Genomic DNA, 12,050 nt, shown 5'->3' with positions numbered 1-12,050 from the left:
ATGGAATTCGCCCTCGTCATCGCGGTCATCGTGGCCATCTTCATCGCCCGCTCCATCAAGATCGTGCCCCAGCAGCACGCCTGGGTGGTTGAGCGCCTGGGGCGCTACCACAGCACCCTCACGCCCGGCCCCAAGCTGCTGATCCCCTTCGTGGACAACGTGGCCTACCGCCACAGCCTCAAAGAGATTCCGCTCGATGTGCCCAGCCAGATCTGCATCACCCGCGACAACACCCAGCTGCAGGTGGACGGCATCCTGTACTTTCAGGTCACCGACCCGATGCGGGCCAGCTACGGCTCATCAAACTACATCATGGCGGTCACGCAACTGGCCCAGACCTCACTGCGCAGCGTGATCGGCAAGCTGGAACTGGACAAGACCTTTGAGGAGCGCAACATCATCAATGCCCAGGTGGTAGCCGCCATTGATGAGGCCGCCCTGAACTGGGGGGTGAAGGTGCTGCGCTACGAGATCAAGGACCTGACTCCGCCCAAGGAGATCCTGCACGCCATGCAGGCCCAGATCACGGCCGAACGCGAAAAGCGGGCCCTGATCGCCGCCTCGGAAGGCCGCCGGCAAGAGCAGATCAACATCGCCACCGGCGAACGCGAGGCCTTCATTGCGCGCTCGGAGGGCGAAAAACAGGCCGCCATCAACAAGGCCCAGGGCGAGGCCGCCTCGATCACGGCGGTGGCCGACGCCACCGCGCAGGCCATCGAACGCATTGCCACCGCCATCCGCCAGCCCGGCGGTGAACAGGCCGTGCAGCTGAAGGTGGCCGAACGGGCCGTGGACGCCTACAGCCGAGTGGCCACCGACGCCACCACCACGCTGATCGTGCCCAGCCACATGGGTGAACTGGCCAGCCTGATCGGTTCAGCCATGGCCCTGGTCAAGCAGAACAAGGGCTGAGACGGCCCAGACCATCGATGACAAAGGCAGGGTTTTCCCCGCGAGCACTGGACAAAGCTGTGGACAAGCCGTGCCCTTGGGCTTGAAAGCACACGCAAGTCATTGATTTGACGTGACTTGCCTTGCACTGCCTGTTTTCAAGGCAGTGGTGTGACAGGCAGTGCTTTTGGGGCACCGATGGCCTTGAACGAGATCCAGAACAACACAATGGCCACGGCCGAGAAGGTCCAGTAGTCGGTCGGGGCCCACCACCACCAGTGCTTTTGCCAGGGCACGTTCTGCGGATCGAAGCGGGTCAGCCCGAAATCGGGGTTGAACACAAACCACAGAAAATCTTCCATCACCCAGAACTGCATGATGCAGGCCAGCGCCCGGGCCTGAAGACGCCATGACCAGGTCTGCACAAAGGCCAGCGGAAAATGGAACATCAGCACCATGAAGGAGAAGATCCAGGCGTGGTAGCCCGTCATGGCCCGACCGCCCCAGAAGATGTCGAGCAGCCAATGCTGCTCGATGCGCCAAGTGGGCAAGGCCGCCGCCCAGCCTGCCCCGCCTTCGATCTGGATCTCGACCTGGGCAAAAAAGAAGGCCAGCACGGCCACCCAGGCGATGGTGAGCCAGGGCCGCTCGGTGGCCTGCCCCTGCAGGCGGGGCTGCGCGCTCACGACAGCACCCTGGCCAGCACCCGCTGCGCCGCGTCGGGGCGGCCCAACGCGCGACTGCGCTCGCGCATGGCGGCCAGCAGCGACGGTTGATCGAGCAGGCGCCGCACACGGTATTCCAGCGTCACCCCATCGAAGGCCTTGAGCGCCACGCCCTGCTCCAGCAGGTAGTCGGCATTGCGCTCCTCCTGGCCCGGAATCGGCGAATTGACGATCATCGGCAGCCCCATGGCCATGCACTCAGAGGTGGTCAAGCCACCGGGTTTGGTGATCACCAGATCCGCGCAGGCCATCAAGCGCTCGACCACGCCGGTGAAACCTTGCGGAAAAAGCCGACCCGGGTGTTGCTGGGCCAGGCCCTGCAGGCTGGCCAGGGCCTGCAGATTGCGGCCGGCCAGCACCACCAGCTGAAAGCGCTGCTCCAGGCGCATCAGTCGCTGGGCAATGGTCTCCAGGCTGCCCACGCCGGCCCCACCGCCCATCAGCAGCAAGGTGGGCTGGCTGGGGTCCAGTCCAAACTCTGCCGCACACACGGCACGACTGAGCGGCTGCCCAAAGGCCGGCATGATGGGGATGCCCGTCACCTCGATGTTGCGCGCCAAAATGCCCTGGGCCTGCATGCGAAAAGCCACTTCGTCATTGGCGGCAAAGTAACCCGCCATGCCTTCATGCACCCACAGGCGGTGCAAATCGAAATCGGTCACCTGCACCCACACCGGGCAGGCAAGCTCACCCAGGTGGATCTGGCGCGCCAGCATCTCGGCCGGCAGAAAGTGGGTGCAAATGATGGCGTCGGGCTGAAGGGCCCGGATCTGACGGCGCAAGGCCCGCGCATTCATGCGCTCCAGGGCGCGGCGCAGGCGCTCCAGGGAGCTGTCGGCCTTGGCCTCATGGGTGTGGTTGTACAGGTAGCCCCACAGCGTGGGCGCCTTGTCGACCAGCTTGACATAGAAATCGGTGTAGACCTTGCGAAAGCCCGCCGTCACAAAGTCCATCGCGTCCAGGTGCACCACTTCGGCCACCTCGGCATGCTGCAGCGCACAGGCCCGGATGGCCTCCGCGGCCCGCACATGGCCCATGCCGGCCGACACGCTCATGATCAGGAGTTTCTTGGCTGGCATGGAAGGCCGGGGTTCAGGTAGGGGGACATGGCAATGGCACGAAAATGACACAAGGGCATTTCGACGAAACGGTCGATCCTGGAGCCTAGGGCCCGCACATGACAACAGCATTTCCCCAGGCAATCGCTTGAGGGGCACCACAGGTCTCCAGGCGGCAGCCCTTGATGGCGTCACGGCGGGCCTCGATCCGGCACTCGGTCGAGGCGAGGGCCGACCGCCCAGTGCTCTGCAGGGCAAGGCGCATCAGGGTGACGGCCCAGCCACCGGATAGGGTACTCGCGCGCCTGCCCCAACCCGCCATTGGCCGACAACGGCCTCCACATCGTCAATGCCCTGGATGGCCTGCTCCAACGCCCTGCCCTGCGCCTCTGAACTCACACAACCGAACACAAACACCCAGCGGCGCTGGCCCAGAACCCAGAGGCTGGTCCCCCAAAACCGATCATCTTGCTGAATGAACTGGCGCACCCTGGGAATGATCTCGGCGTCGTAAAGGTAGGCATTGGGCAGTCGACAGCGGCCAGAACGGTAGCAACTGGTGCCGCGTTCGGCACGCCAATGAGCCGAATCGCGGGCCTGTGCCGGTGTTTCAACAGGCACGGCCGGTATCGGGCATCCGGCGATGGCCTGGCTGACCTGCAACATCGGGTCATCGGCGTGCCGCGTTGGCTGAGCCGCCGCAGACCCTGCACCCAAGACCGCGGCCAGCCACAGGCCATGCGCGCCGAGAAAGCAGGCCACACCCAGCATGGGCTTGCGGCAAGCCAGCACAAGCCTTGGCAAAAAGCGAACGCCCATGTCTTCTCCTGCTCTGCTCTGGACCGAGGCCCGCCCCGCGATGGGCGGGCGGGTGCAGCCCCGCTGAAAAAAACGGGTCTTTTGAATCGTGTCGGCGACCCCGGATGTTCGACATCACACCAGCCTCGCTTTTGATTGTCCAAATTTGAACCAACCAAGAGTAACATCCACTTACATTTAACCCACTCGTACGCGCATCCCTGAGACCTGCGCCAGCCGAGAAGGAGCCCTCACATGATCCGCCGCCCCACCCTTCAGACACTGTCTGCGAGCATGCTCGCCCTGGCAGCCATCGCAGCCCAAGCCGCCGATACAGCCCCCCACTGGGGCTACGCAGGCCACCATGGGGCCGCGCACTGGGCCGAGATGGACCCCGCATTTGAAAGCTGCGCCAAGGGCTTGCGCCAAAGTCCGATCGACATCAGCACCACGGTCAAGGAGACACTGCCCGCACTCGATTTTCAGTACGGCAGCGCATCCCCGACGCTGGTGAACAACGGCCACACGGTGCAGGTGAACCTGCCCACCGGCAGCAAGCTGAGCGTGGGTGACAAGACCTACGAATTGTTGCAGTTCCATTTCCACACCCCCAGCGAAGAGACCCTGAAGGGACGCCATACCGCGATGGTGGCCCATTTTGTGCACAAAAGCGCTGCCGGCGAACTCGGCGTGGTCGGCGTGCTGATACAGCCTGGCGTGCCCAACAAAGCCTTCGAGCCCGTGTTTGCCCATCTGCCGCGCCCCGGGGAAAAGATCACCGTCGAGGGACTGGAAATCAAACTGGCTGACCTGCTGCCTGCCAAGCAGGGTTACTACGCCTTTGAGGGCTCGCTGACCACGCCACCTTGCTCGGAAGGGGTCAACTGGATGGTGCTCAAGCAACCCATTACGCTGGCACCGGCGCAGATCAAGGCCTTCCGCCGCCTGTTCCCGGCCAACGCTCGGCCCGTGCAACCCTTGCAGGGACGGGTGGTGCACGAGAGCCTCTGAGCTCAAGGCCCTGGCCCCGAACGGGTGCGCAATCCGGTACAAGACCGCCAGGCCTTGGGCCCCTATGCTTGCCATCGGCCTGGCGCACGGTGCGCGGGGCCAGACCGGAGCCTCATTGCACCCATGCCTTCTTTGGACCTGTACCCACTAGCTGCCCAGCTTGAACCAGCCTGGTGCTCCCACATCATTGCGCGCCTGGGCCACAGCCAGATCAAGATCCTGCGCATGGATGGCCGGACCGTCGAAGAAGAAACCCACCCCTATGACGAGGCCTTCTTGGTGCTGGAAGGCCAGCTTCTGCTGACGATTGAAGGGCAGGCCGTCCGCGTCCAGGCCGGTGAGCTCTACACCGTGACCGCGGGCGTTGCGCATGCGGTGGCCAGCGGTAGCTGGGGTTCCTTGCTCATCGTCGATCCGCCAGGCTAAGCCACAAAGGCCTGAGCGGCCAAGCGAAAGCGGGCCCCCCAGATTCAGGACAAGGCGTGCAACAAGGCCTGAACCAAGGCCGAGGTCTCTGCCACACAGGCCGGGTCGATCGGCTCGGCCCAGGCGCTGTGCAGCACCAGCACCATGCGTGAAGCCGGATGGATGTAGATCTGTTGGCCGAAAATGCCCAGTGCCGCGAACAGGGCGGCACTGCGCTGCCCCGGCGCGGGCGGTGGATCGGCAAAGGTCCACCATTGATAGCCGTAGCCCCGGGGGGCATAGCGGGGTATCTGCCCGGGTTGAAGGTGGCGGTGACGGACCACGTCAGTCGAATCGGCCACCCAATCCAGCGGCAAGATGCGACGGCCATCGACCACACCCTGGTTCAGGATGAACTGCCCAAAGCGCCCGAAATCGCGCAATGTGGCGTTCAAGCCGCTGCCAGCAAATTCCAGCCCCTCTTCGGCATCGAGTTGCCACAGCGCATCGCACGCCATCCCCAGCGGGGCCCAAAGCTTGTCAGACAGGTAGTCGCTGAGCGGGCGAGCAATGGCGGCAGAAAGAATCTCGCCCACCAGATAGGTTTCACCTGTGCTGTAGTTGAAGCGCGTGCCCGGTTCCGCCACCTGCGGCAGGTGGGCCATGAACGCCAGCACCCCCCCCTTCTGATCAGCGGCCTGGACGGCCAGCATGCGCCGACGCTCGGACTGGGGGTCGAGGTAGTCCTCATTCCAGCCCACGCCGGAGCTCATCTGCAGCACCTGGCGGATGCTGACCTGCTCGTAGGCCGAGCCCTTGAGAGAACGCACATAGTCCGTCACGTGCTGGTCCAGGCTTTGGATCAAGCCCTCCTGCAGCGCGATCCCCAGCAACACTGAAGAAATCGATTTGGCCACGGAAAAAGAGGGCCATCGGGCTTGGGCATGGTGCCCCCTCGCATAGCGCTCCAGCCGAACCTGGCCGTCCTGGAGCAGCAACAGCCCCGTGGTGCGATTGCGTTGCATGAAATCGTCGATGCCCAGTGCCTGTTCGCCAACGCGGTACTGGAGCGAAAGCCCCGGCCCCGACGGCAGAGGCCGCACCCCGGGACCGCGACAGACCCGACGGGTTGGGTAGACCTGCTCCATCTGCCGGTAACTGTTGAGCTGGACCTCTGCGGGCCAGGTCATCATGTCTTCGAAGCGGCCTATCGGCAGAGGCTCGCCGGGGCGCGGAGAGCCGCATTGATCAGAAGAAGTGGGCATGGATGTCTCGGGCAGCAAGTGACAAAGACCTGATCATCCTGTGCCGAGTTCAGTGATTCAAGCGCAAAATAATCATCCAATTTTTGCAATTTCCTCATACGACGACCTTCAAGCGTGGAAAGCCGCAAGTTGCAGCACTTTCTGGCAGTGTGCGAGCATGGCTCGATGCAGCGGGCCGCCGAGCATTGCCACCTCACCCAGTCGGCCCTGAGCCGGAGCCTGGCAGCACTGGCCCAGGAATTGGGCGTGCCCCTGTTCGATGGTGGCAAACGTCGGCTGCAGCCCAGCCGCTTCGGCCTGGCCCTGCAGCAAAGGGCCCAGCGCCTGCTGGATGAGGAGCGTGAACTCAAACGCGAATTGGCCCTGATGAACGCAGGGCAGGCCGGCGACTGCGCGATCGGGTTCAGCCCGACCCCGGCCGAACTGGGCATGGCCCCCTGCCTGGGCTGGCTGGCCGACCAGGCGCCGCAGGTGCACGCCCGCATGGTCATCGGCAGGACAGACGCCTTGCTCAACGATCTGCGCCGCCATGTCCTGGACCTGGCGGTGGTGGACGCCAGCGCCATTCACGACACAGAGGGCCTCAGCATCGAGCTTTTGCGACCCCTGACTGGTGGTTTCGTTTGCCGGGCCGCCCATCCTCTGAGCGCCCTGCCCCAGCCTGGCCTGGCAGATTTGCGCCCCTACGCCGTGGCCTGCTCCCCCTTGAGTGAAGCCTTTGACCGGGAGATCGGCCAGATCCTCGGCAAGCCGCTGCACTCGGGTGACTTGCTGAGCCTGCAGGGCGACAACTACCAGGCCCTCAAGAGCGCAACCCTGGCCTCCAACATGGTGCTGCTGGTGGCGCATGCCGTGGTGCGGGCCGAACTGGACGATGGTCGCCTGATCGCTCTGCCCGCCACCGGTCTGCCGACGCCGGACGGTCGCTATGCCCTGGTACGGACCACCAGCCGGGTCCAATTGCCGGTGATGGCCCCTTTGTGCGACCTGCTGCGACAACGACTGGCCTGAGGTTCAGCGAATTCGCAGGCACGGCGGCCCGACTCAACCCCAAGCACCCACCCGGACATCAAATGGGTACGCCGAGAATCAACTTGATGACCGTTCTGTCGCTGTTGGCCAACGCAGAGCCATAGGAACGCCCTAACCCCAGGTCGACATCCCACCCACCCAGGTTGAAGTCGGCCACCACAAAATTGCTGGTGGTGTGGGGCGACGCCACTGCCGCATTCCGATGCAGCAGGCCCAGGGTGTCGTATCGCTCGACTCCCAGGCGCAAGTCGCCGTGCTACTCGTCCGTGAACTGATAGCTGAGCTTGTAGTCCAACTCGGTCGACGAGGACTGCTGCGGGTGACTTCTGAAAGAACCATTGAGGTTGAAATTGCCCCCCGCCAGCCAGCGCCCCTGGCGGTAGGTTTCAATGAACTTCAGTTGGGTTGAACTTTCATCGGCATCAAAACGCTGGGCCAGATGCCCCACCTCCCAGTTGACGGCGAAATACCAAGGCGAATCCGCCGAAGGCGCACTGGGCCGCCACTTGATTCTGACCTTGGCCCCATCGGTGACGGGGTGCCCCTGCGAGACGGCCGGGGCCCCTGAACTCAGAACATACAGACCCGCCTCCCAGTGGGCGTTGATGCCATAGCTGAGTTCAGGCGTGAGTCGCCACTGGCGAAAGGTGGACGAGCCGGGCTGGGCCGAGGGCACGAAGTTGGTGTGCAGATCCAAGCCGAACTGACCCGGCTCGGCAAATTCATCGAGGTAGACCTGAATCTCCTCCGGGGCCGCTTGACACAGCCCGGTGCTCAACGCAGCCGCTGTGACCAAAACCCATTTCGCCAGCGTAGGCAGTTGCAGGCTCATTCGGCAGGGCCCTCCATCACAAAGAAAACAGAAACCATCCGGCACAGGCCAACCCCATGCGACAACGGGTTAGCCAGCGCACCGGACAGCCTGCCTCAAACGGAAAATCCGAGAGGACTGCTGGGATTCCGCGCCCAATTTTCGGCCTGGGCAAGCGGCCCCATCAGGCCCCCCCCTCACGTAAAGTAGGCGTCCATCCGTATTCAAACGCCACCAGGCAAACCCACATGCCCCTAGAACTCCAGCGCGAAGCACGCCAACAGGCCGTCACCTCCATCGAGCGTTACTTTCAGGTTCACCACGAAGAGCGCATCGGTAACATCGCTGCGGGCGCTCTACTGGGATTTTTTCTCGAAGAGATCGGCCCCTTGATCTACAACCAGGCCGTGAGCGATGTGCAAGAGCGTCTGCAGCACCGGGTCAGTGAGATCGACCTGGAGGTGCATGAAGAGCCCTTTGCGTATTGGCAGAAGTTCGATCGTCAACGAAAAAAATGATCAGGCCGCAGCGGCCTTGGCTTTCACCACCCTTTTTACAGCAAGCCCATGGCGACCAAGCTACAGGCCCCGGCAAAAGAGATCCAGTAGCCCGGCGAAGCCTTGTCACCGGTGGTCTCGATCAACCAGGTCGAGATCAGGGGCGTGAAGCCACCATAGATAGCCGTGGCCAAGCTGTACGCCAACAAAAACCCCACCGTGCGCACAAGGGCCGGCATCACTTCCGGCAAGGCCACCGTGGCTTTCAATACCGAATCCAACGCCAACAGACAGAGCAAGCACTCGGGAAGAACCCCCTGTTGGCCTGACTGGGCGGCCCGGCCTATGATTTGCCACCGACGGCCCCTGTCCGCGTGCGCCGGTGCGTTTATGGCTTCCCGTCGAAGGTGGCCAATGCCCTCAGAGCAGCCACCACCAACGTTCAGGGAGAACCCAACATCATGAGCACTGTTGCCGACAGCCCAAGCACACCAGGTCACCCTTCGCTGACCTACCTGCACACCTTGCTGCGTACCATGGTTCAGGCCGGCGGCACCGACCTCTTCATCTCGGCCGACTTTCCACCGTCCATGAAGGTCAATGGCGAGTTGCAGCCTTTGCAATCCATCAAATTGCAGGGTGAGCACACCCTGCAACTGGCCGCAGCGCTGATGGACGCAGGACACCGGCAGGATTTTGAGCAGGAGTTGGAAGCCAACTTCGCCATGTCCTTGCCCGGCGTGGCTCGCTTTCGGGTCAATGTGTTCCGCCAACAGCGCCAGGTCGGCATGGCGTAGGCGTATGCGTGATCGTTCTGGCATGGACAGTGCTGCGCCTTGGCCTGTCGACGTGGATGCACCGTCTTGAGGTCGCCGCAGCCCCGGATTTGTTGCTTACTGCAGGCGAGGTCAGCACGATCGTTGTTTCAGTGGTGATGATGGCCATCTGGTTGATCCACTTCTCAGAGAGCCGCGTCCGATATGCTGCGTTCTCGTACGCAAAGCAACTCATCTTGTGCTGCGAATCCTTACCAGGAAGGCTGCCGACTGGTAAAGCAAAAGCCCATACCGAGACCCGAAGTGCTTGAGATCGCAGAGGGCGTTGAAGATCAATCCGATTGGGATTTTCTGCAGCATTCGGGCTACGATCTGGCTCTGGGCAATTTCATTGCGAAGCCGATGCCGACAGCCGACATCGGCCCCTGGCTGAAGACCTGGGAACAGCGGCGCCAAAGTGAACTTTCTTTGCCGAACAGGGGGCAGCCCTGACATCTGGCCTCCTCGACCGGGTACCGACCCACCCACCAGGCCGGGCAACAGCCCTGCCAAGTCATCCTGCTGGGGCCGCCAGTCGCAGAGTCTGGGCAAAGACGGCGGAGAAGCCTGGCCAATTTACCCATAGGCCGGCTCGGCTCAGTGCGACATCCCGCCCCAGTGAAGCCGCGGCAAGCCCTGTGCACAAGACATACCGCCCGCAACCGACAGCGCACATGGTTGGCGGCACCCCGCTGCCCTCGGCAGCCGCGGTACGCCAGGGTCGTCACGCCACCTTGCGCCATGGCTGGGCCGCAATCCGGTACAAGACGCCCAGCCCCTTGGCTCCTATTCTTGCCATGACACCGGCACACCTTGCGCCGGGCCAGACCAGGCCCCGACCCCACCCATGTATCCATCAGATCTGCGCCAGCACGCGGCCACGCTCCCTCAAGCCTGGCGCTCCCACATTGTCACCAGGCTGGGCCACAGCCAACTCAAAGTCCTGCGCATGGATGGCAGGTCGGTCGAAGAAGAAACCCACGCCTATGACGAAGCCTTCGTGGTACTGGAAGGGCAGCTTCAGCTGACGATTGAAGGGCAGGCCGTCAGCGTCCAGGCCGGTGAGCTCTACACCGTGGTCGCGGGCGTTGCGCATGCGGTGGCCAGCGGTAGCTGGGGTACCTTGCTCATCGTCGATCCGCCGGGCTGAGCCACCCGATGTGAAAGTGCAGGCCCCGTGGCATCAAGTGGTCTGTTGACTCCATGACCAACCGGTCGTTGATGCCCAACAAGGGCGTCGCAGATGCCAGTTCACTGATTCGATTCACCACGATTGGCGCCTCGATCCTGTACCGGGCGCACTCTGCCGAATCCAGGCGAGCATGCCCGTGCCAAAATCCTGGCCCAAAGGACTGACAACAATGAACATCCAGCTATCTTCCGCCCCGATTCGCCCACTGGTTTGGACTGTGGGCCTGCTGCCGGCCCTGGCCTTCGCGCAGGCCGGCGGCACCCTGGTCTTTACCGGAGCCTCCCAGGCTGTGCCGACATTGGGCGAGGCGATGATGGGAGCGACCGCCCTGTTGCTGCTGGTCATGGCGGCCCGGGGGCTGCGTGCACGGGGGCCAGGCCGCGCGGCGGCCGGGGCCTTGCTGAGTGCAGCCATCGGGCTGGGCAGTTTTTGCGCCGATCGCTTCATGCAACGGGTCGAAGCCACCCCCCCTGCCACCCCCATCACCAACTGCACCCAGCAGTCCTTCACCATCACCGACACCCTGTCCCACAACTACGTCAACAACTGCCCCAACAGCATGAATGGCACGGTCACCTTCAACCCGTTGAATACGCTGGGGGGCGGCTCCACTTGCGCTGGCGTGATCCAACCCAACGCCACCTGCACCATCACCTTCAACTGGCAAGGTTGAGCACCATCGCACCGGGATCAGGTACCCCAACCCGCGACCCCAGGCGCCCATGAGCTGGAACGAGCCCTTACTGACCGAACTGGCCATGGTGTTGTCGATGGCCCTGTTGATGCTGCTTGAAAGCCTGTGTCCCTGGCGGATGGGCCTGGCCAGCCCGTTGTGGCGCTGGTTCAACAATCTGGCGCTGATCGGGCTGAGTTTTCTGCTTTTGCTGCTGGCCACGCCCCTGGTCTACCTGGGCTACCGCACGGTGCTGGGGCTGCATTGGCAAGGCCTGCTGCAGCACTGGCATCCAGCCCCTTGGTTGGCCCTGGGCATCACCCTGCTGGTGATGGAGTTCTTTCTCTACTGGATGCACCGGGCCTCCCACACCTGGAACTGGATGTGGCGACTGCACCTGGTGCATCATGCCGACACCGAATTCGATGTCACCACGGCCCATCGTGCCCACCCCTTGGAAGCACTGCTTTCCAGTACCGTGCTGGCCCTGCCATTGCTGCTGCTGGGTCCTGACCCCGGGGTCGCCATGACCTACAACCTGCTCAGCCTGGTCGGGGTGAAGCTCACCCACAGCAACCTGAGCTTCGGCACAATCGTCAACCGCAGTCTCGGCTGGCTCGTCGTCACACCGGACCATCACCGACTGCACCACTGCGCCGATCGGCGCCTGACCGACAGCAACTATGGCAGCCTGCTGTCAATCTTCGACACCGTATTCGGAACCCGCCAGCCCCTCTCACTGGAGGAAAGCCGCAGCCTCCCGATCGGCCTTGAGTATTTTCGCGAGTCGACCTGTATGCGGCTGGATCGGATGTTGTGGCTGCCCTGGCAGGCAGCGCGCATTCAGCGCGGGCCCGCCTGAAGTCTCCACGCCGCG

General features: G+C 63.2%; 17 protein-coding genes and 1 pseudogene. 11 read left to right on the top strand and 7 right to left on the bottom strand.

Annotated elements, in window-relative coordinates; all coding sequences use genetic code 11:
* On the top strand, window positions 1–912 hold the full coding sequence (locus tag AC07VS_RS23685; protein ID WP_019576615.1) for an SPFH domain-containing protein: 912 nt from the start codon (window positions 1–3) through the stop codon (window positions 910–912).
* 137 nt (window positions 913–1,049) lie between these two features.
* Here the strand turns inward: AC07VS_RS23685 and AC07VS_RS23680 are convergent, their stop codons facing one another.
* From AC07VS_RS23680 to AC07VS_RS23670, 3 genes are all read right to left on the bottom strand, one after another.
* The gene (locus AC07VS_RS23680) at window positions 1,050–1,577 is read right to left on the bottom strand and encodes a hypothetical protein (protein ID WP_494752191.1); all 528 of its coding nucleotides are present in this window, start codon (window positions 1,575–1,577) and stop codon (window positions 1,050–1,052) included.
* Window positions 1,574–2,695, bottom strand: coding sequence for an MGDG synthase family glycosyltransferase (locus tag AC07VS_RS23675; RefSeq protein WP_494752190.1), 1,122 nt, complete (start codon window positions 2,693–2,695; stop codon window positions 1,574–1,576). The genes AC07VS_RS23680 and AC07VS_RS23675 overlap by 4 nt, the downstream gene beginning before the upstream one ends.
* A 243-nt stretch (window positions 2,696–2,938) precedes the next feature.
* The gene (locus AC07VS_RS23670) at window positions 2,939–3,493 is read right to left on the bottom strand and encodes a BON domain-containing protein (RefSeq protein WP_494752189.1); all 555 of its coding nucleotides are present in this window, start codon (window positions 3,491–3,493) and stop codon (window positions 2,939–2,941) included.
* 234 nt (window positions 3,494–3,727) lie between these two features.
* Here AC07VS_RS23670 and AC07VS_RS23665 point away from each other — a divergent pair, with 234 nt between their 5' ends.
* The gene (locus AC07VS_RS23665; RefSeq protein WP_492345429.1) at window positions 3,728–4,483 is read left to right on the top strand and encodes a carbonic anhydrase; all 756 of its coding nucleotides are present in this window, start codon (window positions 3,728–3,730) and stop codon (window positions 4,481–4,483) included.
* Between the two features lie 123 nt (window positions 4,484–4,606).
* Window positions 4,607–4,909 (top strand): cupin domain-containing protein, encoded by a 303-nt coding sequence (locus AC07VS_RS23660; RefSeq protein ID WP_492345428.1) that lies wholly within the window; start codon window positions 4,607–4,609, stop codon window positions 4,907–4,909.
* A 44-nt stretch (window positions 4,910–4,953) separates the two neighbouring features.
* Here the strand turns inward: AC07VS_RS23660 and AC07VS_RS23655 are convergent, their stop codons facing one another.
* Window positions 4,954–6,153, bottom strand: coding sequence for a serine hydrolase domain-containing protein (locus AC07VS_RS23655; RefSeq protein ID WP_494752188.1), 1,200 nt, complete (start codon window positions 6,151–6,153; stop codon window positions 4,954–4,956).
* A 114-nt stretch (window positions 6,154–6,267) separates the two neighbouring features.
* On the opposite strand from AC07VS_RS23655, the gene AC07VS_RS23650 reads away from it, so the two are divergent.
* Window positions 6,268–7,164, top strand: a complete 897-nt coding sequence (locus tag AC07VS_RS23650; protein WP_494752187.1) for a LysR family transcriptional regulator — start codon at window positions 6,268–6,270, stop codon at window positions 7,162–7,164.
* A 58-nt stretch (window positions 7,165–7,222) separates the two neighbouring features.
* Here the strand turns inward: AC07VS_RS23650 and AC07VS_RS23645 are convergent, their stop codons facing one another.
* Both AC07VS_RS23645 and AC07VS_RS23640 read right to left on the bottom strand, forming a co-directional pair.
* Window positions 7,223–7,432, bottom strand: coding sequence for a hypothetical protein (locus tag AC07VS_RS23645; protein ID WP_494752186.1), 210 nt, complete (start codon window positions 7,430–7,432; stop codon window positions 7,223–7,225).
* A gap of 9 nt (window positions 7,433–7,441) precedes the next feature.
* Window positions 7,442–8,017 carry a hypothetical protein gene (locus tag AC07VS_RS23640; RefSeq protein ID WP_494752185.1) on the bottom strand — a complete coding sequence of 192 codons (576 nt, stop codon included), beginning with the start codon at window positions 8,015–8,017 and terminating at the stop codon, window positions 7,442–7,444.
* Between the two features lie 227 nt (window positions 8,018–8,244).
* Between AC07VS_RS23640 and AC07VS_RS23635 the strand changes: the two genes are divergently transcribed.
* Window positions 8,245–8,514, top strand: a complete 270-nt coding sequence (locus AC07VS_RS23635; protein ID WP_494752184.1) for a DUF2164 domain-containing protein — start codon at window positions 8,245–8,247, stop codon at window positions 8,512–8,514.
* Between the two features lie 35 nt (window positions 8,515–8,549).
* On the opposite strand, the pseudogene AC07VS_RS23630 reads toward AC07VS_RS23635, so the two are convergent.
* Window positions 8,550–8,750: pseudogene (locus AC07VS_RS23630) on the bottom strand (MFS transporter); the annotation flags it as partial.
* 204 nt (window positions 8,751–8,954) lie between these two features.
* Between AC07VS_RS23630 and AC07VS_RS23625 the strand changes: the two are divergent.
* From AC07VS_RS23625 to AC07VS_RS23600, 6 genes are all read left to right on the top strand, one after another.
* Window positions 8,955–9,290 carry a hypothetical protein gene (locus tag AC07VS_RS23625; protein ID WP_494752183.1) on the top strand — a complete coding sequence of 112 codons (336 nt, stop codon included), beginning with the start codon at window positions 8,955–8,957 and terminating at the stop codon, window positions 9,288–9,290.
* Window positions 9,291–9,298: 8 nt separating this feature from the next.
* Window positions 9,299–9,580 (top strand): hypothetical protein, encoded by a 282-nt coding sequence (locus tag AC07VS_RS23620; RefSeq protein ID WP_494752182.1) that lies wholly within the window; start codon window positions 9,299–9,301, stop codon window positions 9,578–9,580.
* Window positions 9,573–9,761 (top strand): hypothetical protein, encoded by a 189-nt coding sequence (locus tag AC07VS_RS23615; RefSeq protein WP_494752181.1) that lies wholly within the window; start codon window positions 9,573–9,575, stop codon window positions 9,759–9,761. The genes AC07VS_RS23620 and AC07VS_RS23615 overlap by 8 nt, the downstream gene beginning before the upstream one ends.
* 394 nt (window positions 9,762–10,155) lie before the next feature.
* Window positions 10,156–10,458 (top strand): cupin domain-containing protein, encoded by a 303-nt coding sequence (locus tag AC07VS_RS23610; protein ID WP_494752180.1) that lies wholly within the window; start codon window positions 10,156–10,158, stop codon window positions 10,456–10,458.
* Window positions 10,459–10,669: 211 nt separating this feature from the next.
* Entirely contained in the window at window positions 10,670–11,173 is a 504-nt protein-coding gene (locus tag AC07VS_RS23605; RefSeq protein ID WP_494752179.1) for a hypothetical protein, read from the top strand.
* Window positions 11,174–11,222: 49 nt separating this feature from the next.
* A complete protein-coding gene (locus AC07VS_RS23600) occupies window positions 11,223–12,035 on the top strand; it encodes a sterol desaturase family protein (RefSeq protein WP_494752178.1) in 813 nt (270 codons plus the stop codon).
* Window positions 12,036–12,050 lie beyond the last annotated feature (15 nt).

The sequence above is a fragment of the Curvibacter sp. GW821-FHT01G03 genome (assembly GCF_059422285.1).
Note: the sequence above shows the minus strand (reverse complement) of the source record. Positions and strands in the feature narration are given on the sequence as shown.

What these genes read in the sequence shown, in the direction of transcription:
- AC07VS_RS23685 (WP_019576615.1), top strand. Translation starts at nt 1, where the DNA reads ATGGAATTCGCCCTCGTCATCGCGGTCATCGTGGCCATCTTCATCGCC.
- AC07VS_RS23675 (WP_494752190.1), bottom strand. Translation starts at nt 2,695, where the DNA reads ATGCCAGCCAAGAAACTCCTGATCATGAGCGTGTCGGCCGGCATGGGC.
- AC07VS_RS23670 (WP_494752189.1), bottom strand. Translation starts at nt 3,493, where the DNA reads ATGGGCGTTCGCTTTTTGCCAAGGCTTGTGCTGGCTTGCCGCAAGCCC.
- AC07VS_RS23665 (WP_492345429.1), top strand. Translation starts at nt 3,728, where the DNA reads ATGATCCGCCGCCCCACCCTTCAGACACTGTCTGCGAGCATGCTCGCC.
- AC07VS_RS23660 (WP_492345428.1), top strand. Translation starts at nt 4,607, where the DNA reads ATGCCTTCTTTGGACCTGTACCCACTAGCTGCCCAGCTTGAACCAGCC.
- AC07VS_RS23655 (WP_494752188.1), bottom strand. Translation starts at nt 6,153, where the DNA reads ATGCCCACTTCTTCTGATCAATGCGGCTCTCCGCGCCCCGGCGAGCCT.
- AC07VS_RS23640 (WP_494752185.1), bottom strand. Translation starts at nt 8,017, where the DNA reads ATGAGCCTGCAACTGCCTACGCTGGCGAAATGGGTTTTGGTCACAGCG.
- AC07VS_RS23635 (WP_494752184.1), top strand. Translation starts at nt 8,245, where the DNA reads ATGCCCCTAGAACTCCAGCGCGAAGCACGCCAACAGGCCGTCACCTCC.
- AC07VS_RS23625 (WP_494752183.1), top strand. Translation starts at nt 8,955, where the DNA reads ATGAGCACTGTTGCCGACAGCCCAAGCACACCAGGTCACCCTTCGCTG.
- AC07VS_RS23610 (WP_494752180.1), top strand. Translation starts at nt 10,156, where the DNA reads ATGTATCCATCAGATCTGCGCCAGCACGCGGCCACGCTCCCTCAAGCC.
- AC07VS_RS23605 (WP_494752179.1), top strand. Translation starts at nt 10,670, where the DNA reads ATGAACATCCAGCTATCTTCCGCCCCGATTCGCCCACTGGTTTGGACT.
- AC07VS_RS23600 (WP_494752178.1), top strand. Translation starts at nt 11,223, where the DNA reads ATGAGCTGGAACGAGCCCTTACTGACCGAACTGGCCATGGTGTTGTCG.